Here is a 26,105-nt window from a genome sequence, read left to right on the forward strand (position 1 = left end):
GGCCGGCCGGAGGCGAGATCGCGCGCCATCCGGCTCCGGCCCCACCCACCCCAGACGGATCCCACGGACCGGCACTCCAACCAGGCTCTCATCGATGTACACTCTTGCGAATGCCACCGTTTTCTTTGACGTCAGCTCGCTCGCGTCGGTGCGGATCTCCCCGAAAGGAGATCGCATCGTGGAGTTGTCGGCCTTTCCGGAAGCCCTCGCCGTGCTCGGCGCGCTACGCGCAGAAGGGGCGCGACTCGGCATCCTCTCCCGACTCATGGCCATCCCCAACAAGAGGGTTTACAGGTCGCTCCAGCGGAAGGGCCTGCTCCGGTACTTCGAGCCCGACCTCGTCCTGCGCGGGTGCACCGACTCGCCCCTGTTCCTCGAGCAGGCAGCAGCCCGCGCGCGGCGGGTGCACGGCACCGGGCGGGGCACGCCACCCCCGCTTTTCGTGAGCACCAACCCGGTTGAGCGGGTCGTAGCGCGGGCCGCCGACTTCCTGACCGCGCCGCACCCGCTCCTGACGCGTCCCGTGCTGCTGGGGCACGGCCCGCTACGCTACCTGCGCATCCGCGTCCCCCCTGCGGCGCCCGTCCTCGACTGGCGCGCCCGCCTGCAAGACTACCCCTTGGTGCCGCTCCACCTGACGCGCGAGCCCGCGCAGGCGGACTCCACCTCCGTGCTCTACGCGATCGGCGACGACCGGACCGCGACGAAGCTCGACGCGCTCGGACTCTGGGTCGACCGGCTGGGGAAGGCGGATGAGCCGCAGACGACCGAACTCTTCCTCCTGCACTCAGACCTGCACACGGAGGCAGAGCCGGCCGCACCGGCCTGGGAGGAACGCGACGATGCTCCCACCGCCGGTGCGGCACGACGCATCCTCGCCTCCACGTGCGAGGGCCTCGTCGTCGCCATCCCGGCGGGGCGCTCCCTGACCAGTTACGCCTTTCCCGGCGTGCGGCACGGGCACAACCGACAACTCCTCGCTCCTCTGGAGTGGCTGGAGGAGCGCGGGGCCGCAAGCGATGCGCGTCCGCAAAGCGCAGTCGACGCGGCGCCTGCTCCCCGGCTGTCGAAGCGGGAACGCAAGATCCTCCGGCAGCAGGTCGTGGCGAAAGACATGCTCTCCGACATTGAGCGCTACGCGAGCTTCGCAAGCCGCCACACTTGGCATGACGACAACAAGAAGGCGGTGGCCGCCCTAGTTAAGGATCTCGAAGGTCTCGGCGGGAGCCGCCTGGCCGTGAGGCTCCACCCGTTCACCTATCAGGGTCTGGACCTCTGTAACGTCGAGGCGAAGCTACCCGCGACGGTGCCTGGGCGCGAAATCATAATCGTGAGCGCACACCTGGACTCCACCTCGGAGCGGAACACCAGTTCGCAGCCGGCCTTCGACAGGGCGCCGGGCGCCGACGACGACGCCAGCGGGATTGCGGGCGTCCTCGCCGCCGCCCGCGCCGTGCTTCAGCTGGCCGCGCCCGGCGTGGAGCACGGCGAGATCCGCTTCGTGCTGTTCAACGCAGAAGAGACCGAACTGGCCGGCAGCAAGGCATACGCGGGCGAGGAATCCAAGAGCTGCACACGGATCACGGCCGTCTTCCAGATGGACATGATCGGCTTCGACAAGAAGAAGGGGCGGACCTTCGAACTGCACGTCGGCCACCGGAAGGACCCGAACGTACAGGAGCGCTCGCTGGAGCTGGCCGAGCTGATCCGGGACCTCGTCGTCAACGACCAGGTCTCCGCTAACTTGGTCCCACAGGTGGTCCCTGACGCGGAAAATCCGAAGGACGAAGCAGATGGCCTGAGCGACCACAGCTCGTTCCACTCCCGGAAGATCGCCGCCTGCTTGATCTCGGAAGACCGCTACCCCGGCCCCGGCAGCGCACCTGAAGACGGGAACCCCCAGTACCACCTGGAGGGAGACACGGTGGACCTTATTACTCCGGAGTACGCCGCGGACATCGCCCGGGTGGTCGCTGCAGCGGCTTGGTACAAAGCTACCCGCTGACGCGGCGGGTGGAAATGAGGAGATAGGAGGCGTCTAGGTGGAGGGCTGCGGAACAGCATCAGGTTCCTACAGCCAGCAGTAACCGATCCAGCTCTGTCTGGACCTCTTCCCAGCGCAGCGTGCCGCCTCCACGAATGGCACGCCGAATCCGCTCGATGCTATCCTGAGCCGAGCCCGGTACGGGCAGCTCCGCGGCATGATCTAACGCCGCGCGCGTCTCGCGCGTCCGGAAGTACGCCTCGTCGCGACGAGCGGCGGCGAGGCGGGCGGCCTCGGCCCACGCACCGAGCCCCAGAAGGTCACGGTCCACCACGTCCGCCATTCCCGCGCGCCCCGCCGCGAGCAGGTACTGGAGCCTCTCCGGCGCCTCTGCTGCGCTCTCGCCGACCTGTCGATAGACATCCGCCACCTGCCCCGCGCCGTCGACGTCCTCCAGCAGCACCTGGACCTGGCTGGCCAGCAGCGAGGCCGTCGCGGCGTCCCGCTGCCGGACCGCCAGCTCGAGGTCCACCAGCAGGGCGCCGAGGCGGACGGCCCTCGCCTCGTCGGTCAGCGGGTCTCCCGCCCCGAGCGTCGAGCGCCAGGGGCGGCTCCGGACCCACTCGGGCGAGAGCGACGCCCCCCCTTCCGCGACGACCGTGGCCAGGCGGGCCGGGTCAACCGGGTCCGGAGCGTTCCGGCGCAGCCACAGGACGGAGCCGAGCGCCACCGCCGCGAGCACCGCGGCCAGCGCGAGCCGGCGCGCGCCCGGCCGATGCCACCCCCGCGCGCGGCGGGGCCGGAGCGGGATGACTCCCGGCTCGCTCGGCCGCTCGGACTCACCCGGATCCCCGGGCGCAGCCACTTCGGGAGCCCGGGGTTGACCCACCCCTGCCGCCTCGAGCTCCCGCAGCACGCCCGCGGTGTCGGCGAGCACCTCGTAGTCGTCGTCCGACTGCGCGAGGCGCGCCAGCAGCTCCGCGCGCTCGCGCTCGTCCAGCCGCCCGTCGAGCAGTGCCGCGAGGCGGTTGTCGTCGATGCCGGGATCTTTCACCGGGTGTCTCCTCGCATAGGCGGACCTATCCTGGTTGGATGGCCCCGCGTCGCAAAAGTCGCCACGTTCTGCCTCATGGCTCCTCCTCTCCCTCCTCTTCCTCCAAGAGCTCGCGCACGTCCTCGGCGGATACGCCCGCCTCTTCGAGGTACCTGCGCAGCAACGTGCGCAGGCGCTCGATCGGCCGGTACAGCGCCTTCGGCTCCAGCCCCAGCGCGCGCTCCACGTCCGCTACTTTTCGGCCGTCCGCGAAGTGCATCCGCACGATGATCCGCTCTTCCGGCTCCAGGCGGTCGAGCGCCCCGTCGAGCGCCGCCAGCAGGGTGCGGCGCCGCGACCTGGCCTCGCCCGCGATCACCCCGCTGTCGGCGGAACCTTCCGCGGGCGTGCGGTCGAGCACGTCGGGGTCGGCCGGCTCTGGACGCAGGGACGAGCGTGCCTTCAGCTGCGCGAAGAGTCGGGCCAGCTCGGCGTCGGAGGCCGTGGTGCGGCCGGCGGTGCGCAGCTTCTCCGCCGCCTCCTCCAGCCGGAAGCCATCGCGGTAGACCAGTGTCTCCAGCTCCTTCGCGAGCTGTCCGTGACGCTCCGCGGCCTTCGAGCACCGCCACCGCCCCCAGCGCTCGCGTGCGTGCTCGTGGAAGTACCGGTCGATCACCACGGCCAGGTACGTGGTGAGCTTGCACTCGCCGCGGAACTCGCGCAGCGCCTCGTAGTCGTTCTCGATCAGCTTCATCTTCGCCGTGGAGGCGAAGTCTTCGGCGTCGTCGCCCCAGACGCTGTTCCTGTGGCAGACCGTGGCGGCGACCTTCTCGATCCACTCGAGGTGGGCGAGGAAGAGGGACTCGGGGTTCAGCCGGTCGAACATCGGTCCGGACACCGGGGGGCGGGGGTCGCACGGGAGGAGAATGAACGCAGCAAAACTATTCCGCCACCGTGCGCACATCAACACCGGCGGCGGGAAAACGGCCGCCCGTGTCCATCTGAGAGGTGGCCGGAGCTCGACGTATCTGGCAGGCAGGACCGCTGACGAGCTTTGATGCGGAGGACCTCCCATGTTCGCACGACCGCTCCAATCTCGCCCACTCGCCATGCGCGTCCCTGGGTTGCGGCCCGTGCACCTGCGGCTCCTGACCGTTGTGCTCGCGACCGCCGGAGTCCTCGCGAAGCGCGGCCCCGCCGCGGCGGCCGCACTGCCGCCCGACTCGACAGCCTCCAGCGCGTGGACGGTGCAGGGGCCCACCGGGGGCCGCTGGGTGCTCCGCTGGGGAAACGAGCTGGAGATCACCGTCGCTGCCGGGGACCAGCCGCTGCGAAACGTCCGGCTGGCCGGCTCCACGCTGCAGAGCGTTGAGACCGGCGCGCCACTGCGCGTCGGCAGGCTGCAGCTCTGCCGGGTGGATCCGCCTCAAACTCCGCCGCGGCGCGCGGCCGTCTGCACGCCGCCGCCGGAGATCGCTGCGGGGAACCAGGCCGTTTTCGCGCTGCGGCTGGAGCCCAAATCGGTGCCGGCGGGCATCTACACCGGCGCCGTGCTCCTCGCGGCCGACGGCGGCACGGGGGTGAAGACGGTCGAGCTGCGCGTGGAGAAGACCACGGTCGGGGAGTGGGGGCTCGGTGGAATCGCGATCGCGGCGGGGGTGCTGCTCGGGTGGCTGCTCACCGTCTTCCTCCGGCAGCTGAACGCGCGCGCCACGGCAAAGCTTCCCGCGTCCCTGATCCTGGACGGCGTCGAGGAGCTGCGCACGCAGGTGAAGGCGGCCTCGCAGCTCACCGAGGTCCCGTTCCCCACGCTCGCCACCCAGTTCAAAGCGCGCGAGGAGGCCCTGAAGCTGTCGGTGCTGGAGGGGAAGGGCTTCATCCCCCCGGCCGTGCCCAACCCCTTCGCGGCCTCGCCGGACAACACCGCCGCCTATCAGCAGTACCTGACGGAGCAGGGCACCCGCGTGCGCGCCCTGGAGGTCATCGTACGGCTCGGGATCGGCTATGCGGTGGCGAGGTGGCCGGATGCCCCCAACCGTCAGCCGATCAAGAAGGCCCTGGCGCGCCTGGACGCAGCCGCGTCGACCCACACCGAGCCCGCCGCCGCCGAGGCGGCAGTCCGGCAGATCCTGGCCGACATGCGCAACGAGCTCGGTGATCCTCCCGGAATGTTGAAACAGGAGGAGGCCGGCGGCGCCGCCATGCCGCCCGTGCGCGAGGTGCAACTCCAAATCCAGCGCGTGAGCCTTCTCGGCTGGGGCTTGACCACCCTGGTGACGATCCTGGCCGGCCTCGTGGTGCTCGTTGTCACCAACTACGGCTTCGGGACCTTGCTGGACTACATCAAGTGCGTTTTCTGGGGACTGGGCCTGCCCATCGCCGGCCAGCAGCTCCAGCAGCTCACCCCCTCGAGCATCTACACCATCTTCCGCGTCCCCACCGTGCGGTGAGCGGCCGAGAAGCACGGATCTCTGGACGACGACGGGCGCCGAGGACGATCCCCGGCGCCCGTCACGCGTCATGGCTGATCTACCGTCACAACCGGGAGCGGAGCTGGGCCGCCCGAACCCCGCCGCCCTCGCGTGGTATTTGCACGCCGCCGTGGCCGGGATCGTCCCGGCACCAGATCCGAGCACACGACGAGAGGACGGACGCGAGACATGCATCCTCGAACCCTGACCCTGCTCGCCTGCCTGGGCGCGCTCGCCGCGTGCGCCCCCGCCGCGGCGCCGCCGCAGCAGCCGGCTCCCGCTCCCGCCCCGGCCCCGGCTCCGTCCGCCGCGGCCGAGGCGCGCGCGCCGCTGGACACGCTGGTACGCGACATCCACTCCTTCGCGCGGCCGAACGAGGCGCGGGTCACGCACGTGGAGCTGGACCTCGCCACCGACTTCGCCGAGAAGCGGATCACCGGGACCGCCGCGCTCGACGTGGAGGCCGCCCCCGGCGCGCGCGAGATCGTCCTGGACACGAAAGACCTGGCGGTCCGCGAGGTCACCGATGCGGAAGGCCGCGCGCTCCGGTGGGCGCTCGGCCCGGCCGACTCGATCCTGGGCCGCCCGCTCACCGTGCAGCTCCCCGCCGGCACGCGCCGGATCGTGGTCCGCTACGGGACCAGTCCGGACGCGGCGGCGCTGCAGTGGCTCACCCCCGAGCAGACGGCGGGGAAGCGCCACCCGTACCTGTTCTCGCAGGGGCAGGCGATCCTCACCCGCACCTGGATCCCCACGCAGGACTCGCCGGGGATCCGGCAGACGTACGCGGCCCGCATCACCGTCCCCGAGGGGCTCAAGGCGGTGATGAGCGCCGAGATGCTCACCCCCGGGGGCGAGCCGGCCGAGGGCGGCCGCCGCGCCTTCCGCTTCCGCCTGGACCGGCCCGTGCCGCCGTACCTGATCGCGCTGGCGGTGGGCGACCTGGCCTTCCGCGCGCTGGGGCCGCGCACGGGGGTGTGGACCGAGCCGGCGGTGCTGGAGCGCGCGGCGAACGAGCTGGCCGAGCTGGAGCGCTTCGTCGACGCGGCCGAGGCGCTGTACGGCCCCTACCGCTGGGGGCGCTACGACGTGCTGGTGCTGCCGCCCTCCTTCCCCTTCGGCGGGATGGAGAACCCGCGGCTGACCTTCGCCACCCCCACCATCCTGGCGGGCGACCGCTCGCTGGTGTCGCTGGTGGCGCACGAGCTGGCGCACTCGTGGAGCGGCAACCTGGTGACCAACGCCACCTGGAGCGACTTCTGGCTGAACGAGGGCTTCACCACCTACTTCGAGAACCGGATCATGGAGGCGCTCTACGGGCGCGAGCGCGCCGCCATGCTGGCCAACCTGGGGTGGCAGGAGCTGCAGGGCGAGATCGAGGGGGTGGGCGGCAAGGACTCGCCCGACACGCGGCTGCACATCGACCTGGCCGGGCGCGACCCCGATGCGGGGATGACGGAGATCGCCTACGAGAAGGGCGCCACCTTCCTGCGCACCCTGGAGGAGGCGGTGGGGCGCGAGCGGTGGGACGCCTACCTGCGCTCGTACTTCGACCGCCACGCCTTCCAGCCGATGACCACGGCGGGCTTCCTGGCCGACCTGCGCGCGAACCTGATCCGGGGCGACGCCACGCTGGAGCAGCGGCTCCGGCTGGACGAGTGGGTCTACGGCACCGGGGTCCCGCAGAACGCGGTGGTGCGGCAGTCCGACGCCTTCGCGCGGGTGGAGGAGCAGGCGCGGCGCTTCGTGGCCGGCACGCCCGCCGGTCAGCTGCAGACGCGGGGGTGGAGCACGCAGGAGTGGCAGCATTTCCTGGGCGCGCTCCCGCAGAAGCTCACGGCGGCGCAGCTGGCGGACCTGGACCGCGCCTTCAATCTGTCGCGGCAGGGCAACAGCGAGATCCTCTTCGCCTGGCTGGTGATGGCGGTGCGCAACCGCTACGAGCCGGCGGTCCCCGCGCTGGAGGCGTTCCTCACCGGCCAGGGGCGGCGCAAGTTCGTCCGGCCGCTCTTCGCCGGCCTGATGGAGCAGGGCGACTGGGGCCAGGCGCTCGCCCGGCGCATCTACGCCAGGGCGCGCCCCGGGTACCACCCGGTCACCTCCGGCTCGGTGGACGCGATCGTGAAGTAGGGGAAGTACGAAAGTACGGGAGTACGGGAGTACAGAGAGGAGCCCGGCTTGGGGATGATCCCTGGGCCGGGCTCCTCGCTTCGCGTTGCACCCGCACCGTCGACTCTTGACGCAGGACGCAGTTCTACTTCGCCGCGAGCGCCGGGACCGCCGGCTCGGCGGCGAGCTCCGCGGGCGCGGGGAGCGGCTCAGCCTGACGCAGGTTGCGGGCGATCAGGGCGAAGGCGGCGGCCGCGGCGAGCAGGTAGGCCAGCGCCTCGCCGTATCTGCCGAAGATCAGGCTGCCGACGCCGAACAGCGTCGCGTACACGCTCACCACGCCCGCCCCCCAGTTGACCCAGGAGAGCGCGCCGCCCGCCATCGGCTCCGGCGCGAAACCGGCCGCGCGGGCCACGCGCGCCCACCCCGCGCCGCCGGGACGGACGCGGCGATAGAAGGCCACCAGCGTCTCCTCGGGCACGGGGCGGGTGAGAAAGGTGACCGCCACCCACGCCACGGTGGTGAGCGCGGTGGTGGCCAGCATCAGGTAGGCGCCCTCCAGCGGATCCACGGGGTCGAACACGCCGAAGCCGGTGAGCACCGTGAAGGCGGCCAGCGCGGCGGCCATGGCGCTGATCTCGCTCCAGGCGTTGATTCGCCACCAGTACCAGCGGAGGATGTACACCAGCCCCGTTCCCGCCCCCAGCGCGATGATGATCCGCCACGCCCCCTCGATGGACCCCACCGCGTAGAGCACCCAGGTGACCGCCGACGAGAGCGCGAAGATCACCGCGGTCGCCGCGCGCGAGAGCCGCACCAGCTTCCGCTCCTCGGCGTTCTGGTCGACGAAGCGCAGGTACAGGTCGTTCACCAGGTACGAGGCGCCCCAGTTGAGCTGCGTGGCGATGGTGCTCATGTAGGCGGCCGCGAAGCCGGCGATCATCAGCCCCTTGAAGCCGGTGGGGAGGAGGTCCACCACGGCGCGCACGTAGCCGGTGGCCGGGTCCTCGAGCCCCGGGTAGAGAACGACGACCGCCAGCGCGGTGAGGATCCACGGCCAGGGGCGCACGGCGTAGTGGGCGATGTTGAACCAGAGCGTCGCCAGCACGCCGTCCCTCTCGGTGCGGGCGCTGAAGATGCGCTGCGCGATGTAGCCGCCGCCGCCCGGCTCGGCGCCGGGATAGCTGGTGGCCCACCACTGCACGGCCAGGTACGCCAGGAACGCCGTCACCGGCATCCACGCCGCGCCCTCCGCCGGGAAGAAGGAAAGCGCGGCCTCGGCCGAGCCGTAGTGCTGCGGCAGCTTCTCCACCAGCCCGTCGATCCCGCCCACCGCGCGTACTGCGAAGACGGCCAGCACGATGGAGCCGCCCATGGCGATGGCGAACTGCACGAAGTCGGTCACCAGCACGCCCCAGAGGCCGGAGAGGGTGGAGTACAGCATGGTGACCACGAACATCGCCACCAGCGCCTGCACGGGGGCGATCCCCAGCGTGACGTCCAGGATCTTGAGCATGGCCAGGTTCACCCACCCGATCACGATCAGGTTGATCGGGAGCGCCATGTACAGCGCGCGGAAGCCCCGGAGCAGCGCCGCCGGCCGGCCGCTGTAGCGGATCTCGGTGAACTCGGCGTCGGTGAGCACCTCGGCGCGGCGCCAGAGGCGGGCGTAGAAGAACACGGTGAGCATCCCGCTCATCACCATGTTCCACCACAGCCAGTTCCCCGCGATCCCGTTGCTGGCCACCATCCCGGTGACGGCCAGCGGCGTGTCGGCCGCGAAGGTGGTGGCCACCATCGAGGTCCCCGCCAGCCACCAGGGCACCGAACGGCCGGAGACGAAGAACTCCGACACGTTCTTCCCCGCGCGGCGCGTGTAGGCCAGCCCGATGGCCGCGGAGAGCACGAAGTAGCCGGCGATGATCAGCCAGTCGGCCAGGGCGAGCTGCATCGGGGTCGCTCCGGTTGCGGGGACGGTCGGTCGGGGATCACTGCCGGGCGAGGCTCGCCGCGGCGGGCCGCTGGATGCCTTCGCCGCGCGCGTGGTACGGGGGGAGCGAGACCGGGAGGCGGCCGGTGATCGGCGCCTCGCCCAGCAGGGCGCGCGCGGCGGCCTCCTGGCTGGCATCCGCCCCGCCCCACGCCAGCAGGTAGGCGGGGACGTCGGGGAAGGAGCTCAGCAGGTACGGGGTGCCGAACGAGACGGCGACCACCGGCGTCCCCGCCTTCGCCAGCGCCTGGACGAACTCCGACAGCCCGCCGCGCGCGCCGATGAAGCCGGCGCGGTCCAGCCAGGCGGCGAAGACGGAGACCACCACCACGTCGGCCGAGTCGGCGCGGGCGCGCAGGGCGGCGAACTCGGCGGCGGTGGTGCGCGGGTCCACCCGCGCGGCGTCGACCGCCCTCCCCCGCCCCGCCAGCGCGCGCGCGAAGACGCGTCCCGCCACGGGGTCGTACTCCTCGGCGTAGGTGACGACGAGGAGGCGGCGCGCGGCGGGGGCGAGCGGCACCAGCCCCCGCGCGTCGCGGGCGAGCGTGAGCGAGCGCTCGGCGACCAGGCGCGCCAGGTCGGTGTGGGCGCGGACGCCGACGACGCGGTCCACCGAGTCGAGCGGGACCAGGCGCGCGCGGGCCAGTCCGGCGCGCGCCTTCTCCCTGAGGATGCGGCGGACGGAGGCGTCGATGCGCGCTTCGGGAAGGCGGCCGGAGCGCACCGCGGCGGCGACGGCGTCGATGGCGCCGCGGACGTCGCGGGGCATGAGGAGCACGTCCGCGCCCGCCTCCACCGAGAGGACGGCCGCCTCGGCGTCGCCGTAGCGGCTCACCACGCCGCCCATGTCGAGCGCGTCGGTGAAGAGCACGCCCCGGAAGCCCAGCTCGCGGCGGAGCAGCTCCGTCATGAAGTAGGGCGAGAGCGTGGCCGGCGGCGCGTCGCTCCCCAGGATGCCGACCGCGGCGATGTGGGCCGTCATGATCCCGTCGATCCCCTCCAGCACGGCGGCGCGGTAGGGGAGCAGCTCCACGGCGTCCAGCCGGGCGCGGTCGGCGCGGATGGTGGGGAGCCCCAGATGCGAGTCGGTCTCGGTGTCGCCGTGCCCGGGGAAGTGCTTCGCCGTCGTGAGCAGCCCGCCCTCGCGCGCGCCGCGGACGTAGGCGCGGCCGAGACGTGCGACGGCCTCCGGGTCTTCGCCGAAGGAGCGGGTGTTGATGATCGGGTTGGCGGGGTTGGAGTTGACGTCCAGCACGGGGCCGAAGGTGACGTGGACGCCCACCGCCCGCGCCTCGCGCGCCGTCACCCGCCCCAGCGCGTACGCCAGCGAGTCGGAGCCGGCCGCGCCCAGCGCCATCAGCGGCGGGAAGTCGGTGCCGCCGCCCTGCGGGAGGAGGTGGGGGAAGGAGTAGATCCCCGCCATGCGCATCCCCGGCCCGTTCTCCATGTCCGAGGCCACCAGGAGCGGGACGCGGGCGATGGACTGCAGGGCGTTGAGCTTGGCCGCGTAGCTGTGCGGGAGCCCGACCGACATCACCACCCCGCCGATCCCCTCGCCCTCCACCCACTCGCGCAGGGCGTCGAACTGCCGCGAGTCGACCGCCGTGTAGTCCGCGCCGACCCACGGCATCACCATCTGCCCCACCTTCTCGCGCAGCGACAGCCCCGCCAGCGTCCGCTCCACCCACTCGTCGTCCGCGGCGGAGGCGTCCGCGGCCGGCGCGGGCGGGGGAACGGACGTCCGCGTCCGCGCCGCGGGCGCGCAGGCGGCGAGGATGGCGAGCGGGGGAAGCAGACGGAGCAGGCGGCGCGTGTAGGTCATGTGTCCGTTCTTCGCTGGCGGAACGATGTCGTCGTGAGGCCGCCGGGGATGCCCCCTCCCCCGCGCAACCCTCGGCTGCTCGTTCCTCGCAGCCAGAGGGTGCGCTCCCCTCCCCCGCTGCGCGGGAGAGGGACCGACCTGCCATGGGAGCGTGGACCCCCACGCACGCGCCGGAGCCTGCCCCCGCAGCCTCGCACGGTTTGCGAGGCTTCCTGCAGTTGTTGCCGCGGCTTCAGCCGCCCGCGACCGCCCGCCCTCGCGCCGGACCAGCCTGCGAAGGCAGGCTTCTCGCCGTCGTTGCCGCGCCTCCAGGCGCCCGGGAACGGCGCCGATACCCGGGGATCTACACGTTCGGGTTCGTGCTGCTCTCGCTCTGCCCGATCGGCCAGCACTCGGTGCTCCCGTACTGGTACGGCGCCGACGCCGGGTAGCCGCCGAGCCTCCCCCTGGGCCACAGGTCGATCCCGTAGAACTGCTTGTAGCGGATCAGGTCGGGCATGCGGTAGCCGGCGAAGTAGAAGTCCATCCGCCGCTGCTCGCGCAGCTCGCCCTTGAGGTCGCTCCCCGCGTACGGCCCGTGCCCGCCCACCGCGCGCCGCTGGTCGACGAAGGCGCGCACCTGGCTCTCCGTCCACCCGCCCGCGCCCCCGTACAGGCTGGCCTCGGCGATGATGTACTGCGCCTCGAGCCCCGAGGCGAAGCGGATGTCGGCGCCGCCCGGGATCATCTTCCGGTTCCCCGGCGTCCACCCCTCGAACGAGTAGGGGACGAAGGGGACGTGCCCCGAGCGCGCGAACGGCACGCTGGTGAACATCCGCCGGGTGCTGTCGTCCTCGAACGGCACCCGCAGGTCGCGCTTGACCGCCCACTCGGCCGGGTCGAGCGCCAGCGAGAACTCGGAGGGGCTGATGAATCCCGAGGTGCGGTGGTACAGGTTGTACTTCTCCACCCAGTCGCCGAAGTTGTCGCTGTCCACGAAGCGCACCCACGCCTGGAAGCCGGGGTCCACCTTCTTCGCGTACTCGATGGCCTTCGACAGGTCGTTCTTGTTCAGGTACGAGCGCGCGACGCCGACGTTGGCCAGGTCGGAGAGGAAGCGGTCGCTCCCCGCGGCCGCGGCCGCCTCCTGGAAGAGCGCGATCGCCGAGTCGTAGACCACCGCGCGCTCCAGCGCCGGCCCGCCGTTCAGCGGCGCCCTGCACAGGTAGTCGGCCAGCAGCACGGTGCTGTAGCCGGCGTAGGCGAGCGCCCGCGCCAGGGCGGACGAGGGCGCGCCGATCTCCTTCAGCTGCCGCGCGCTCCTCACGCCGGTCACCCGCGCCCGCTGCATCCAGCCGTAGCCGATCCCGTCGTGCGCGGGCGAGCCGGCCACCACGTCGCGCTCGTCGAAGTCGTCCCACGGGCTCCAGCCGTGCGAGAAGATCGCCTCGTCGGTGGCCGCTGCGCCGCTGTTGCCCACCCAGTTGAAGGCCACGTGGTACTCGCCCTCGGCGGCCGCCACCAGGGCGTTCGCCAGCTGCGGGCCGGTGACCTGCCCCTCGGTGATCAGCCCGGGGCGCTCCACGTCCAGCAGCCCGTCGCACGCGCCCGCCCCCGCCGCCAGGACGAGCGCCACGAGCGCCCGCCCCCTGCCGAGGTGCGTCTGGTTCCGCTTCATGACCATCCTCCGGTTCGGGGTGAGGGCCTTCAGAAGCTCAGGTCGATCGCCGCGGTGATGCGGCGCGTCATCGGCACCGTCCAGTAGTCCATCCGCGTCCAGCCGAACGCCTGCCCGTCGTCGCCCGGCTGGTTGATCCCGTTGAAGGTCACCTCGGGGTCGAGCCCGCGGTAATCGGGCTTCCACAGGTAGCCCAGGTTGTGGCCGGCGAGCGTCAGCGCCACGCGCTCCGCCCCGAAGCGGCGGCTGAACCGGGGCGAAAGCGTGTAGGTGAGCGAGACGTCGCGGATCTTCACGTGGTCCGCCCGCTGGGTGTAGAGGGCGTCGTTGGAGCCCAGGTCGGCCGTGAGCTGCGCCTTGCGCTCGGCGGAGACGCTCGCGTCGTTGACCTCCTCGCAGAGCTCCGCCCGGCAGCGCCGCCAGTCGGTCATGTTCAGCAGGTAGTAGCCGCCCTTGTAGTCCAGCAGCGTGAAGAGGCGCAGGTTCCCGAAGAGGGTGAAGGTGTTGGTGAGCGAGGCCTCGCGGGTGGGCATCGAGGGCCCCAGGTAGCGCGCCTCGCCCGGGACGTACTTGTTCTGCTCCGCGTCCCAGACGGGGTCGTGCACCCAGTAGCCGGCCAGCGGGTAGCCTTCCACGTGGCGCTGGTTGAGGGTGGTGACGCCGATCAGGATGGGATCGGTGTCGAAGCCGAAGTCCTCCAGCCGGTTGCGGTTGGTGGAGAAGCCCAGCCGCGCGTCCCAGGTGAGCGGCCGGGTCTGCAGCGGCGTGCCGCTCACGGCCACCTCCAGGCCGCGGTTGCTGATCTCGCCCAGGTTGCGGAACTGGCTCCCGCCCGCGATCCCCGACTCCGACGGCGCCAGCGGCACCCGCACCAGTGCGTCGCGGGTCCGCTTGTCGTAGAAGGTGAGCTCCACCCCCATGCGGCCGCGCAGGAGCGAGGCGTCGAAGCCGGCCTCCAGCTCGCTGCCGCGCTCGGGCTTCACGTCCGGGTTCCCCAGCGTCACCAGGCGCACGCCCGAGGTCACCTCGCCGGTGATGGGGTCCACCGACTGCCAGACGCCGTAGCTGGTGACCTCGGCGAAGGGGTCGGGGGCGTTGCCCGCCTGCCCCCACGCCGCGCGCAGCTTCAGGTTGTCGAGCCAGGAGAGGCGCGCGAGGAAGGGCTCCTCGGAGATCACGTACGAGGCGGAGAGCTTGGGGTAGTAGAGCTGGTCGATCTCGTCGCCGAAGATGGAGCTGTTGTCCACCCGCACGGCGCCGGTCAGGAAGAGCCGGTCGCGCCAGGCCACCTGCTCCTGCACGAAGAAGCCGAGCGACTTGACGGCCAGGTACTCGTCCCACGAGTGCCGGTTGGTGGCCGAGCCGATGTTGCGCACCAGGTCGGTGCTGAACCCGGTCCCCTGGGCGATGGTGTTGCGGTACTCGCTGTTGGTGTACTGCACGCCGAAGGAGAGCGCCGAGGTCAGGCTGGTGAACGGCAGCGGCGTCTCGACGGTCCCCGCGTAGTCGAAGGTGTAGACGCTGTTGCGCGGCGCCCCCTGCGTCATCTGCCCGCTGGTGGGGGCGAAGAGCCCGCCCGGCGGCACGAAGCGGTTGGCCTGGCGCGAGTTGATGTCGCCGCCCACCGTCAGCCGGTTCCTGAACCAGGGGAAGGGGCGGAAGTTGAGCGTGGTGCCGAGCGTCACCCGGTCGCCGCGCAGGGTGTTCTCGTACGCCTCGTACTGCTCGGGCGTCCCCCCGGCGAAGCCGTAGGTCTGCCCCCGCTGCGGGGCGCGCCCCGGCTGGTAGGTCCAGGCGGCCTCCAGCACGTTCGGCCCGTTGTCGGTCATCGGGAAGGCGGTCTCGCTCTTCGTGTAGCGGACGCTCACGGTGAAGTCGACGCGGTCCGACGGGTAGAAGGCGAAGTTGGCGCGCCCGCCCGTCCGCTCGGTCTGGCTGTTGGCGAAGATCCCCTCCTCCTGGTCGTTGTCGACCGCGGCGAAGAAGGAGTAGCCCTGCCCGCCGCCGCGCACCGAGAGCTCCAGGTTGCGCAGCGCCCCGCTCCGGAGCGCCCCGTCCAGGAACGACTCGCGCAGGACGGTCCCCGGCGCCACGCCCTGGCACCCCGGCCACTCGGCGGGGTCGGCGACGCGCACGGCGTCGCAGGTGGTGAAGGAGGCGCGGCGGTCGAGCCCCCAGTCGGTGGTCCCGAACTGCACGCGGGCGTTCCACTGCAGCTCCTGGCTCCCGGGGCGGCCCTTCTTGGTGATGATCTGGATGACGCCGTTGGCCGCGTCGGCGCCGTAGAGGGTGGCGGCGGCCGGGCCCTTGATCACCTCGATCGACTCGATGTCCTCGGGGTTCACCGCGTCGAGCGCGGAGGCCGTCTGCCCGCCGCCCGCGAGCTGCCCCTCGGTGGGCGACTGCCAGTTGTTGCGGAAGGAGCCGCCCGCGCCGGAGTGGATGCGCACGCCGTCGACGTAGATCACCGGCTCGGACGAGCCGGAGAGCGAGCCCAGGCCGCGGATGCGGATGTTGCCGGCGGCGCCGGGGGTGCCGGTGCTCTGCAGCACGGTGACGCCGGTGGCCTTGGCCTGCAGCAGCTCGGCTACGGTGGTGTTCACCACGTTCTGCGTCACCTGGTCGGCGTCGATGGTGGTGACGGCGTTGCCCACCGAGCGCCGCGAGGTGGCGCCGGGGGTGCCGGTGACCACCAGCGCGTCGAGCTCCACGGCGGCCTGCGTGAGGGCGAAGCCCACCTCGACGGTCTGCCGGCCGGCGACCTCCACTCTCTGCTCGGCGCTGCGGTAGCCGACGCGGACGGCGCGCAGGGTGTGGGCCCCGGCGGGGACGCCGACGAGGACGTACTCGCCCGCGGCGCCGGTGACGGCCGCGCGGCTGGTGCCGACCACCACCACCTGGGCGCCGTTCACCGGGCGCGCCGAGCCGGCCTCCACCACGCTGCCGCGGATGGTGCCGCCCTCCTGCGCGTCGAGCCAGGCGGGGACGCTCAAGGCTCCGCCGGCGATCACCGTGCGCGCGGCGCGCGCCTCCAGCGGCGGTGCGGCGGCGGGCGGGGCGCGGTGCACGATGGCCACCCGGTTGCGCGCGGAGGGGACGGCCTCGAGCCCGGTGCCCTCCAGCACCACGGCGAACGCCTGCTCGGCGGAGACGGAGGTCAGGTGCGCCGAGACGCGCCGGGCGGGGTCGAGCGACTCGCGGCTGTAGGTGAGGCGCAGCTGGGCCTGGCGCGCGATCTCGTGGAGCGCCGCCTCCAGCGGCGCGGCGTCGAGCCGCAGCGTGACGGTGCGCTCGCCGGAGCGCGCCTGTGCGGCGGGGGCCTGCTCGGCCGGCGCGCGCACGTATCCCGCGACCCGGGCCTGGGTCCCCTGCGCCAGCGAGAGCGTGGCCGCGCCCAGGAGAGCGGCGAGCGCGTGGGCGAAGCTCCGAACCACTCTGGTGGTCTTCATGGTCGGTCCTCCGGTGGGCGGGACTAGAGGGACTCGCCGCGCGCGCCGCGGGCGGGGGCGGTGCCACGGGCCGCGGGCGCGGGGGTGAGGACGAGGACGCGTCCCCGGCGCTCCACGCGGGCGCCCAGGACGGCCGAGATCTCCTGCAGCAGCGTCTCCAGCGGCTCGTGCTCGAAGGCGATGGTGAGGTGCCGGGCGGCCAGCACCGGGTCCTGCACCTGGATCTGCACGTCGTACCAGCGGCCCAGCTCGGCCAGCACCTCGGGGACGGGGGCGTTGTTGAAGGCGATCTGCCCGCGCGTCCAGGCCAGGTCCTGCCTGGGCTCGGCGCGCTCGACCACGGGCCGGGCGCCGCCGGGGGCCAACTCGGCCGCCTGCCCGCCGACCAGGACGGCGGCGGGGGCGCGCTCGCGGGCCGGGCGGACGGCGACCCTGCCCTCGGTGACGGCCACGCGGGCGGGCTCGCCGCCGGGGTAGTCGCGCACGGTGAAGCGGGTGCCGAGCACGCGGGTGACGGCGTCGGCGGTGTACACGCTGAAGGGGCGCTCCGGGTCGCGCGCCACCTCGAAGTAGGCGGCGCCCCGGAGGCGCACCTCGCGCGCGCCGCCGCGGAAGCGGCGCGGGTAGGTGAGCCGGCTGTCCACCCCCAGCAGCACGCGCGAGCCGTCGCTCAGCACCAGCTGCACGCGCTCGCCCTTGCCGGTGGAGACGGTGCGGGTCCCGGCGCGCGCGGCCTGCGCCCACACCAGCGCGCCGCCCAGCGCCAGCACCAGCACGGCGGCGATCCGCAGCAGGGGCGCGCGCCAGGCGGCGCGGCGGGGCGGCGCGGCGGCGCGCCGCAGGCGGGCGTCGATCGGGTGCACTCCCGGCGGGGTGGCGTCGAGCAGGCCGGTGCGCGCGGCCACCCGCTGCCACGCGGCGTCTTCGTCGCCGCTGCCGGGGAGCGCGCCGGAGGCGTCCCACAGGGCACGGAGCCGGTCCACCTCTTCCGCGCGCGCCGGGTCCTCCCCGACCCACCGCCGCAGCTCGTCCCGCTCGGCCGCGGAGGCCTCGCCGGAGAAGAGGCGCACCAGCGACCGCCAATGGCGTTCGTCCACGGAAACCGGCTCCTGTCAGGGGGTGGGGATCGCGACGACGACGCGTGCGTCACCCAGTGAGATGATCGAGCGGGGCGCTACCCGTACAAGCGGCGCTCGCGGTCTCGCGCGCTCGGCGGACTGCGGCGTGGCGGCGGGGGCCCTCACCCGCCGCCTTAGAGCGGCAACCCTCTCCCAACTTCGGGAGAGGGTGGACTTTACGAGCGGCAGACGAACGGTTCGCAGGGGCGAGGCCTGCCTCGACCGGCGGGTCCTGACCCGTGCGCGACAGGCGGCCACTCGCGCGGAGGCGGCCTGTGCTCGGACTCGTGGGCTCGTCCCTACGGAACTTCTTCCCGCGGCGAAGCCCCGCGTGAGGGATGCGCGCCCGGAGGGCCGGGACGCCGCGGCCACGGGGGGTATCGTGGCCGCGGTGGCCCGGCGCGGTTGGGCACGGTCGTATCGTGCCCTACCGCGCGCGCAGCCCGGCCCGGAGCGCAGCGGAGGGACACGCCCAAAACCGAAGTGCGAAGTGCGCGGAACGGAGCTACAGGAGGGCGCTGAAGAGAGTGAGGAGGAGGACGAGGAAGCCGCCGAGCTGGGTGCGGAGCGCCTGGAACGCCCGGCGGATGAGCACCTCGACGGTGCGGGGGGAGATGCCCATCGTCTGGGCGACTTCGGCGTAGCTGAGGCCGTGCCGGCGGTGCAGCACGAACGCCTCGCGGGTGCGCTCGGGGAGGCGCGCGGTGGCCCGCTCGACGGCGTCGGCCAGCTCGTGCGCCTGCACCTGGGCGTCGGCCGCGGCGGGGGGGCCGCCCATCCCGGGACGGCGCTCGTCGCGGACCAGGTCGGCGTGGGCGCGCTCCACCATCTTCCGGCGCCTGAGCCACGCCAGCGCCTCGTTGCGCACCGCGGCGTACAGGTAGCTCTTCGGGCCGCCGCGCAGGCTCCACTCGGCGCGCCGTTCCCAGATGCGCACGAACACGTCCACCGTGAGGTCTTCGGCGACTTCGGAGGAGCCCACGTACGTCTCGGCGAAGGCGTGCAGCCGCCGGTAGTACCGCCGGAAGAGCGCCTCGAAGGCCGCCCCGTCGCCCGAGCGGACGCGCGCCGCCAGCTCGCTCTCGGCGAGGTCGGGCTCCGGCGGGCCGGCCTGGCCGACCGCCGTCGCCGGTACCGCAGTCTCCGCGGGGCTGGACGTGTCCACGCATCACCTTCGCGGTGAGGCCAGGGAGGTGCCTGGAGCGGGCCGCCGTGCGCGCGGCGGCCGCGGGGAGGTTCCGGCGCGGAAGAGCTCCGCTTCGCGGGGGTGCCAGGAACGATAGTCGGCGCAATGCCGCGCATCAAGCGAAAACTTCTTCCCGCGCGCCCGCCTGTGACGCGTCTTCCCGCGCCACACCGGCCGGTGGGATCGTCACGTGCGGCGATGGGCTCGAAGGCGGCTCCCCTTGTGGATCGCCGCGCCGCGCCTAAGTTCGCCGCCTCATGAGCGACTACGAGATCCTGCCAGGGCCACGGGGTGGCGCACCGGCCGTGGGGCGCCCGGACGTCTCCGCCGCTCCCCGGCCGAGGGGAGGGGCGGCGTGAGGCTGCTGGTGACGGGGGGCGCCGGGTACATCGGCAGCGTCGTGGTGGCGCAGCTGGCCGACGCGGGGCACCGGGTGGTGGTCTTCGACGACCTGCGGCAGGGCCACCGTGCGGCCGTGGACCCGCGCGCCGAGCTGGTGCCGGGCGACCTGGCGGACGCGCCCGCGGTGGAGCGGGCGATGGCCGAGCACCGGCCGGAGGGGATCCTGCACTTCGCCTCGCACACGCTGGTGGGCGAGTCGATGGAGCGGCCGTTCCTGTACCTGGGCGCCAACCTCCGCAACGGGCTGAACCTGCTGGAGGCCGCCGTCCGCCACGGGGTGCGGCGCTTCATCCTCTCCTCCACCGCCAACCTGTTCGGCCTGCCGGACCGGGTGCCGATCGGCGAGGACGCGCCCGTGCGCCCCGGGAGCCCGTACGGCGAGTCGAAGCACATCCTGGAGCGCGTGCTGCACTGGATGGACAACCGCTTCGGGATGCGCTACGCGGCGCTGCGCTACTTCAACGCGGCCGGCGCCGCCTCGCCCGACCACGGCGAGGACCACGACCCCGAGACGCACCTGATCCCCCTGGTGCTGCAGGTGGCGCTGGGCCAGCGCGGGCACGTCACGATCTACGGCGACGACTACGACACGCCCGACGGCACCTGCGTGCGCGACTACGTCCACGTGGCGGACCTGGCGGACGCGCACGTGCGCGCCCTGCACGCGCTGGACTCGGGGAGCCGCACCTACAACCTGGGGAGCGGCCGCGGCTTCAGCGTGCGCGAGGTGGTGGAGACGGCGCGCGCGGTCACCGGCCACCCGATCCCCGCCGTGGTGGGCCCGCGGCGCCCGGGCGACCCGGCGGTGCTGGTGGCCAGCAGCGAGCGCATCCGCCGCGAGCTGGGGTGGGAGCCGCGCTTCCCCGACCTGCGCTCGATCGTCGAGAGCGCCTGGGCCTGGCACCGCGCGCACCCCGACGGCTACGGGGACCGGGGGGCGCCTCCGGTTGATGCCGGCCCCGCGCCTGGCGAGTGATGCTCTTCGTGATTGCGATCAGGTGATTCGTAGGGGCGAGGCCTGCCTCGACCGGCGGATGCCGGGTCCGTGCGCGGTGGCCGCCTCCTGCGCCGATGCTGCCCATGCCCGGACTCGCAGGCTCGCCCCTACGAAACACGTCGCGTTGAGGAGCGGATCCGATTGCCGGATCAGATCCGCAAGAGCATAAACCGCGGCTGCAACCACAGGAAGTCGCCATCGCGGACCGGCGGCTCGCGGGATCGGCCGTCGAAATCCCTTGTCGGCGGGACGTGCCGGACGCATCCTGCGCGCGTGCCGATGCATCCCCCGCCGCGCCCACCTCCAACGCCGCGCACCCATGCGAATCTTCCCCACTCCCCTCGCCGTGCTGGCACTCGCCGCCTGCACCTCCTCGCCGCCGCCGGCGCCGCCCCCGCAGCCATCGAGCGCCGCGGGGCCCGTGATGTCGGGCGCGGCGCCGGGAGACACGTGCAACCACGTCACCTACGCGGCCGACGTGGAGGCGGCGCGTGCCGCGTACGTCGCCGCGTGGCAGGGCGGCGATCCGCAGGCGGTCGCGCGCTTCTTCACGGACGACGCGCGCGTGCAGACCACCGACGAGACGTTCACCGGCCGCGACGCGATCCTGCGGGGATGGATCAGCAAGGACATCGGCAAGGTCGGCGCGCTGCGGCTGCTGGCGCACGTGGCCAACTACCCGCCGGGCGAGGTGATCGACGCCGGCACGGCGATGCTCCGCTTCCGCCAGGCCGACGGGACGTTCACCGAAGAGCGCGCCACCTACCGCAACCGGTGGGTGCGGCAGCCCGACGGCTCCTGGCGCCTCCGCGAGGTCGTCCTCCACGCCGCCGCTCCCGGCCTCGTCTGCTGACCCGGCTTCGCACTGGTCTCCGACGGCGCTTCTCGCGCGACGGTAGGCAGAACGGGCTCCTCGCCGTAGCTTGGAGCCCGCAGCCGCGAGGTGCGAAGTGCGGAACTTCGAGTAGCCGCACTTCGCACTTCGCACTTCGCACCGGGGTTTCACAGCCGCGCACGTCGTTCCACCGAAACGCATGCGAACGGACCCATGACCCACGACGCGGACGTGATCGTCGTCGGCGCCGGCCTGGCGGGGCTGGTGGCCGCCGCGGAGCTCGCCGAGGCGGGGCGGCGGGTGATCGTGCTGGAGCAGGAGCCCGAGGCGTCGCTGGGGGGCCAGGCGTTCTGGTCGTTCGGCGGGCTGGTCCTGGTCGACTCGCCCGAGCAGCGCCGGATGGGGATCCGCGACTCGCGCGAGCTGGCGCTGCAGGACTGGCTGGGCTCGGCGGGGTTCGACCGCGAGGAGGACCGCTGGCCCCGCCGCTGGGCCGAGGCCTACGTCGACTTCGCCGCGGGCGAGAAGCGCGCCTGGCTGCACGCGCGGGGGGTCCGCTTCTTCCCCGTGGTGGGGTGGGCCGAGCGCGGCGGCTACCTGGCCACGGGGCACGGCAACTCGGTCCCGCGCTTCCACGTCACCTGGGGCACCGGCCCGGCCGTGCTGGAGCCGTTCGTCCGCCGCGTCCGCGAGGCCGAGGCGCGCGGCCGGGTCTCGCTGCGCTTCCGCCACCGGGTCGGCGAGCTGACGGTGACGAACGGCGCGGTCGACGGGGTGCGCGGCGAGGTGCTGGAGCCCTGCGCCACCGGGCGCGGCTGCTCCAGCCCGCGCGCCGTCGTGGGCGAGTTCGCGCTCCGCGCGCAGGCGGTGGTCGTCACCTCGGGCGGGATCGGCGGCAACCACGAGCTGGTGCGCCGCAACTGGCCCGCGCGCCTGGGCCCGCCGCCGAAGCGCATGATCTCCGGCGTCCCCGAGCACGTGGACGGCCGCATGCTCGAGGTCACTCGGGCGGCGGGGGGGAACGTGATCAACCCCGACCGCATGTGGCACTACACGGAGGGGATCCACAACTGGAGCCCGATCTGGCCCCTGCACGGCATCCGCATCCTCCCCGGCCCCTCCTCGCTCTGGCTCGACGCGCTGGGGAGGCGCCTGCCGCCGCCGCTCTTCCCCGGCTTCGACACGCTCGGCACGCTGGAGCACATCGCGAAGACGGGCTACGACTACACCTGGTTCGTCCTCACCCAGAAGATCATCGAGAAGGAGTTCGCGCTCTCGGGCTCGGAGCAGAACCCCGACCTCACGGGGAAGAGCATCCGCCAGGTGCTCGGCCGCGTCCGCGCCGGCGCGCCCCCGCCCGTGGAGGCGTTCAAGCAGAAGGGGGTGGACTTCATCGTCGAGCCCGCGCTCCCCGAGCTGGTGCGGAGGATGAACGCGCTCGCCGGGGAGCCGCTCCTGGACCCGGCCGCGGTGGAGCGCGAGATCCGGGCGCGCGACCGCGAGCTCGACAACACCTTCTGCAAGGACGCGCAGATCACCGCCATCCGCGGCGCGCGGGCCTACCTGGGCGACCGGCTGATCCGCGTGGCGAAGCCGCACCGGCTGCTGGACCCCAAGGCCGGGCCGCTGATCGCCGTGCGGCTCTCCATCCTCACCCGCAAGACGCTGGGCGGGCTGGAGACCGACCTCTCGGCCCGCGTGCTGCGCACGGACGGCGAACCGCTCCCCGGGCTCTACGCCGCGGGCGAGGTGGCGGGCTTCGGGGGCGGGGGGATGCACGGCTACCGGGCGCTGGAGGGGACGTTCCTGGGCGGATGCATCTTCTCCGGACGCGCGGCGGGACGCGCGGCGGCGGAAGCCGTGGGGTGATCCTTGTCGAGATCCCGGACTGTGGCTGGGGTTTATCAATGTTGCCGGTTCACAATTCCACCACGGTGCAGGAGGGCGTCATGACAACCGCGACAATTTCTCCGACGGCTTCCCTAGCTCATCCCAGCTCGCTCGAGAAGCTCGCAGCGGAGTGCGAGGAGCTCGCGCACACGGATTCCGACGACACGCACGCGATCGCTTCACTCCTGCAGCGGATGATGCTCGAATACTATGCCGATGTTCGCAAACAGGCGCGGCACAGCTTTCACTCCGCGCTCGGCGCTGCCGTCATCGGAACCGGGTTCTTCATCTACGCGGTGTGGGTTGCCATGAAGGCCGGGCAGAATTCCGAGGCATTGATCGGGGTGATTGCCGGCGCCCTGGTGCAGGTCATATCAGCCATCAACTTCATCCTCTACGCCCGCGCCGCACGCCAGTTCGCGGCTTTCCATATCTGCCTGGAGCGAACCAATCGCTTCATTCTCGCCAACTCGCTCTGCGAAAAATTGCAGTCGCCGCATCGGGAGGAGATGCGGAAGGAACTCATCCAGGTTGTTGCTCATGCGCCAATGCTGACGATGGACGTGGTGACGGGTGAGCGCTCGTCCGAGGCTGCATAGAGCGCGAGCAGCGCCCGGTGAAGCGCGCGTCCTTTCCAATCCAACGCGAATGCCGATGCGCATCCTGTCCTGCCTCGCCGCCGTCGTGGCGCTCGGCGCGTGCGCGCGGACTCCCGCGCCAGCGCCCGAGCCGCCGGTCCCGCCGCCGGCACCGCCCCCGCCAGCAACACCAGCCCCGGCGCCGCGCGCGGCCGAGAGCCAGCCCATCTCCATCTGCGTGCTGCGCGACGGTGGGCTCGCGCGGATCGACGTCACATACCGCCCGGAGACCGGCGACACGCTGGTGAACGGCAGGCCGTTCTCCGAGGCGTACCCGGTGACCGCGCCGCCTTATGCCGCCGGCGCGGACTGGTTCGTGCGCCACGAGCCGGTCGCCATCAACGGCCGGCTCCTCGCGAAGTACGGCCTCGCCCGGGTCCTCTATCCCGAAGAAGTGAAGCGGGTGGGCGAGTACCGGGGCATTGCCGTCTTCGCGGAAACCGGGGCGACGGGGCCGGGCTACGACGTGGTCTACCTCATGGTCCGCCCAGGCTGCGAGTTCCAGCCTTACACGAACCCCTCCACCGTCGGTGAAGTCCGCGGCGGATAGGCGCGGATCGACCCGTTCCACTTCCGCCAGGCGACCCAAAGACCGGGGCACGTGAACACGCATGCTCCGGTCTTTCTTTCATGCGCGCCGTGGCGGTCCGTCAGCCGGGCGGACGCAGCCGGACTCCGCCGCGCGCCCGGGACCTCGCGGAAGCCGCCCTCGTATCTGCCCTCGGTCGGCGAGTTCAGGGAATTCCGGTGACCGGACAGTTGTGAGACAGTCGCGAGAAGTGCTGATACAACAAGGGGTAGCACTTCCTCTGGATGGAAACATTTGGTACATTTCTTTGCAACAAAGTTTTATCAGGGCGGGACGCTCCCCTCGAGGCCGGGGCACGCACGCGTCGCCGCGAAACCTCAACCAGAGCCGCCGATGCGAATCCCCCACTTTTTCGCCGCCGTCATGGTGCTCGGTGCCTGCGCGCGCACTCCCGATCCCGCCGCCGAGCCGCTGCCCGACCCGGGGCAGGCGCCGGCGCCTGCCCCTGCGCCGGCCGCCGCGACCGCCGAGCGGCCTCTCTCGGTGTGCGTGCTCCAGGACGAACGGGTCCTGGCGGTCCCCGCCGTCTACCGGTCCGAGACCCGCGATACCCTGGTGAGGGGGCGCCCCTGGCAGGAGGTGTATCCCGCGGGCTCGCCGCCCTACGCCGCCGGGGCGGACTGGTTTTTCAACGACGAGACGATGACGGCCGACAGCCGGCGCGCGAAGTACGGGACCGCCCGCATCATCGAGCCGCAGGAGCTGCAGCGGTACGGCGAGTACAGGGGGGTGCCGCTGTTCGTCGAGGCGGGGTTCCCCGGCGGGGTGGCGGACGTGGTCTACGTGCCCGTGCGCCCCGGCTGCGAATTCCAGCCGTACCGGCAGGTCCACAGCATCGGCGCCGTGCGCGGGCGGTGAGGCCGGCCCTCCCGCGCCGCCTCCTCCGCGCGGGATCTCAGTCGAGCGGGACGTAATCCGAGTCCGCCGCCCGCGCCAGGGCCTCGCGGAAGCCCCTCTCGCCTTCCGGGTCGGCCGCGTGCTCGCAGCGCGCGGTGTAGGCGATCATGTACGTGGCCGCGGCGGAGACGCGGCGCAGCTCGCGCGGTGAAAAGGGGCTCTCCCGCGCCCGCTCGTACGCGCGGACGAACGCCAGCGACTCCTCCGGCGCGGGCGTGAGCCGCACGTCCAGGTCCCACGTGGCCGGGAAGGTCGCTGCGGCGAAACCCAGCAGCACGCACTCGTCCTCCCGGCGCAGGCTGTCCCAGTCGTAGATCACGCACACCCGCCCGCCCTCGAAGCGGAAGTGCTTGGCGGACCAGTCGGCGTGCCCGACCACCTCGCGGCGCGGCCCGGCGGCGAGCGTCGCCCGGGCCCGGCGCGCGATGCCGTCGATCCAGGCCGCCCCGGACTCGTCGCGCGAGAAGTCGAAGAGCGCGTTGTGCGGCCGGGGCCAGAGCGCGGCGGCGTCCGGCTCGCCCCGGGGGATGCCGCCGGGGGACCGCATGCGCCCGGTCCGCGCGATCAGCTCCGCGAGGGCCTCGGCCATGGCGTCGCGGACCGCCGGCTCGTGCGCGTCGCGCTGGCGACCGCAGTCGGCGAAGGCCTCCACCGTCGCCGCGCCGCGCCCGAGCCGAGACGGCGGGTGCAGGACCGCGGGGCACGGGAAGCCGCCGCGGGCGAGCCCGGCCTGCACCGCGGACATCGCCGACAGCGCGTCGAGCGAGACGTCGGGGTGGTGCGCCTTGAGGAACACGGCCCGCCCGTCCGCCAGCACGAGCCCGAACCCGGCGCCGACGCTCATCTCGAAGAGCCGGCACCCCGCCACGGCCGCCCCGAGCTCGCGCCGGCAGAACGCGTCGACCTCGTCGCGGATGCGCGCGGGGTCCGCGGTCCCCAGGATCGACTCCGCCAGGATGCGGTCGTACGGGTCCCGGAGCACGGACTCGAGCGCGGACAGCAGGTCTTGCATGTGAGCGTGCGGATCTCCCGGCTGCT

The 26,105-nt window shown here is 72.7% G+C and carries 18 protein-coding genes; 9 read left to right on the forward strand and 9 right to left on the reverse strand.

The genetic code is table 11. From position 1 onward, the window contains the following. The first annotated feature begins 94 nt into the window (after window positions 1–94). Window positions 95–2,005 (forward strand): M20/M25/M40 family metallo-hydrolase, encoded by a 1,911-nt coding sequence (locus tag VF746_30300; GenBank protein HEX8696749.1) that lies wholly within the window; start codon window positions 95–97, stop codon window positions 2,003–2,005. A 58-nt stretch (window positions 2,006–2,063) separates the two neighbouring features. Here the strand turns inward: VF746_30300 and VF746_30305 are convergent, their stop codons facing one another. Both VF746_30305 and VF746_30310 read right to left on the reverse strand, forming a co-directional pair. Further along, complete coding sequence (locus VF746_30305; GenBank protein ID HEX8696750.1) at window positions 2,064–3,038, reverse strand: hypothetical protein; 975 nt, start codon at window positions 3,036–3,038, stop codon at window positions 2,064–2,066. A 73-nt stretch (window positions 3,039–3,111) separates the two neighbouring features. Beyond that, a complete protein-coding gene (locus tag VF746_30310; GenBank protein ID HEX8696751.1) occupies window positions 3,112–3,903 on the reverse strand; it encodes a sigma-70 family RNA polymerase sigma factor in 792 nt (263 codons plus the stop codon). Between the two features lie 271 nt (window positions 3,904–4,174). On the opposite strand from VF746_30310, the gene VF746_30315 reads away from it, so the two are divergent. Further along, window positions 4,175–5,467 (forward strand): hypothetical protein, encoded by a 1,293-nt coding sequence (locus VF746_30315; GenBank protein HEX8696752.1) that lies wholly within the window; start codon window positions 4,175–4,177, stop codon window positions 5,465–5,467. A gap of 210 nt (window positions 5,468–5,677) precedes the next feature. Continuing rightward, window positions 5,678–7,618 (forward strand): M1 family metallopeptidase, encoded by a 1,941-nt coding sequence (locus tag VF746_30320; protein HEX8696753.1) that lies wholly within the window; start codon window positions 5,678–5,680, stop codon window positions 7,616–7,618. A gap of 124 nt (window positions 7,619–7,742) precedes the next feature. Here VF746_30320 and VF746_30325 read toward each other — a convergent pair whose 3' ends face one another. From VF746_30325 to VF746_30350, 6 genes are all read right to left on the reverse strand, one after another. Continuing rightward, on the reverse strand, window positions 7,743–9,548 hold the full coding sequence (locus tag VF746_30325) for a sodium:solute symporter family protein (protein ID HEX8696754.1): 1,806 nt from the start codon (window positions 9,546–9,548) through the stop codon (window positions 7,743–7,745). A gap of 37 nt (window positions 9,549–9,585) precedes the next feature. After that, window positions 9,586–11,409 (reverse strand): glycoside hydrolase family 3 N-terminal domain-containing protein, encoded by a 1,824-nt coding sequence (locus VF746_30330; protein HEX8696755.1) that lies wholly within the window; start codon window positions 11,407–11,409, stop codon window positions 9,586–9,588. A 343-nt stretch (window positions 11,410–11,752) separates the two neighbouring features. After that, complete coding sequence (locus VF746_30335; GenBank protein ID HEX8696756.1) at window positions 11,753–13,066, reverse strand: hypothetical protein; 1,314 nt, start codon at window positions 13,064–13,066, stop codon at window positions 11,753–11,755. A gap of 29 nt (window positions 13,067–13,095) precedes the next feature. Further along, window positions 13,096–16,515: a SusC/RagA family TonB-linked outer membrane protein gene (locus tag VF746_30340; protein HEX8696757.1), complete on the reverse strand. Its 3,420-nt coding sequence runs from the start codon at window positions 16,513–16,515 to the stop codon at window positions 13,096–13,098. Between the two features lie 23 nt (window positions 16,516–16,538). Further along, window positions 16,539–17,612 carry a FecR domain-containing protein gene (locus VF746_30345; protein ID HEX8696758.1) on the reverse strand — a complete coding sequence of 358 codons (1,074 nt, stop codon included), beginning with the start codon at window positions 17,610–17,612 and terminating at the stop codon, window positions 16,539–16,541. A gap of 526 nt (window positions 17,613–18,138) precedes the next feature. After that, on the reverse strand, window positions 18,139–18,798 hold the full coding sequence (locus VF746_30350; GenBank protein ID HEX8696759.1) for an RNA polymerase sigma-70 factor: 660 nt from the start codon (window positions 18,796–18,798) through the stop codon (window positions 18,139–18,141). 376 nt (window positions 18,799–19,174) lie between these two features. On the opposite strand from VF746_30350, the gene galE reads away from it, so the two are divergent. The 6 genes from galE to VF746_30380 all read left to right on the forward strand — a co-directional run bounded on the left by galE (window position 19,175) and on the right by VF746_30380 (window position 25,028). Continuing rightward, window positions 19,175–20,197 (forward strand): UDP-glucose 4-epimerase GalE, encoded by a 1,023-nt coding sequence (galE, locus tag VF746_30355; protein ID HEX8696760.1) that lies wholly within the window; start codon window positions 19,175–19,177, stop codon window positions 20,195–20,197. Between the two features lie 340 nt (window positions 20,198–20,537). Then, complete coding sequence (locus VF746_30360; GenBank protein ID HEX8696761.1) at window positions 20,538–21,071, forward strand: nuclear transport factor 2 family protein; 534 nt, start codon at window positions 20,538–20,540, stop codon at window positions 21,069–21,071. A 195-nt stretch (window positions 21,072–21,266) separates the two neighbouring features. Continuing rightward, on the forward strand, window positions 21,267–22,922 hold the full coding sequence (locus VF746_30365; GenBank protein ID HEX8696762.1) for an FAD-binding dehydrogenase: 1,656 nt from the start codon (window positions 21,267–21,269) through the stop codon (window positions 22,920–22,922). Further along, complete coding sequence (locus VF746_30370) at window positions 22,919–23,542, forward strand: hypothetical protein (GenBank protein HEX8696763.1); 624 nt, start codon at window positions 22,919–22,921, stop codon at window positions 23,540–23,542. Before VF746_30365 ends, VF746_30370 begins: the two co-directional genes overlap by 4 nt. 55 nt (window positions 23,543–23,597) lie before the next feature. Next, complete coding sequence (locus tag VF746_30375) at window positions 23,598–24,131, forward strand: hypothetical protein (GenBank protein HEX8696764.1); 534 nt, start codon at window positions 23,598–23,600, stop codon at window positions 24,129–24,131. 372 nt (window positions 24,132–24,503) lie between these two features. Further along, on the forward strand, window positions 24,504–25,028 hold the full coding sequence (locus VF746_30380; protein HEX8696765.1) for a hypothetical protein: 525 nt from the start codon (window positions 24,504–24,506) through the stop codon (window positions 25,026–25,028). Between the two features lie 37 nt (window positions 25,029–25,065). On the opposite strand, the gene VF746_30385 is transcribed toward VF746_30380, so the two are convergent. Beyond that, window positions 25,066–26,079, reverse strand: coding sequence for a hypothetical protein (locus VF746_30385; GenBank protein ID HEX8696766.1), 1,014 nt, complete (start codon window positions 26,077–26,079; stop codon window positions 25,066–25,068). Window positions 26,080–26,105: the final 26 nt, after the last annotated feature.

Origin of the sequence: Longimicrobium sp., from assembly GCA_036389795.1 — a bacterium.
Classification (GTDB): domain Bacteria; phylum Gemmatimonadota; class Gemmatimonadetes; order Longimicrobiales; family Longimicrobiaceae; genus Longimicrobium.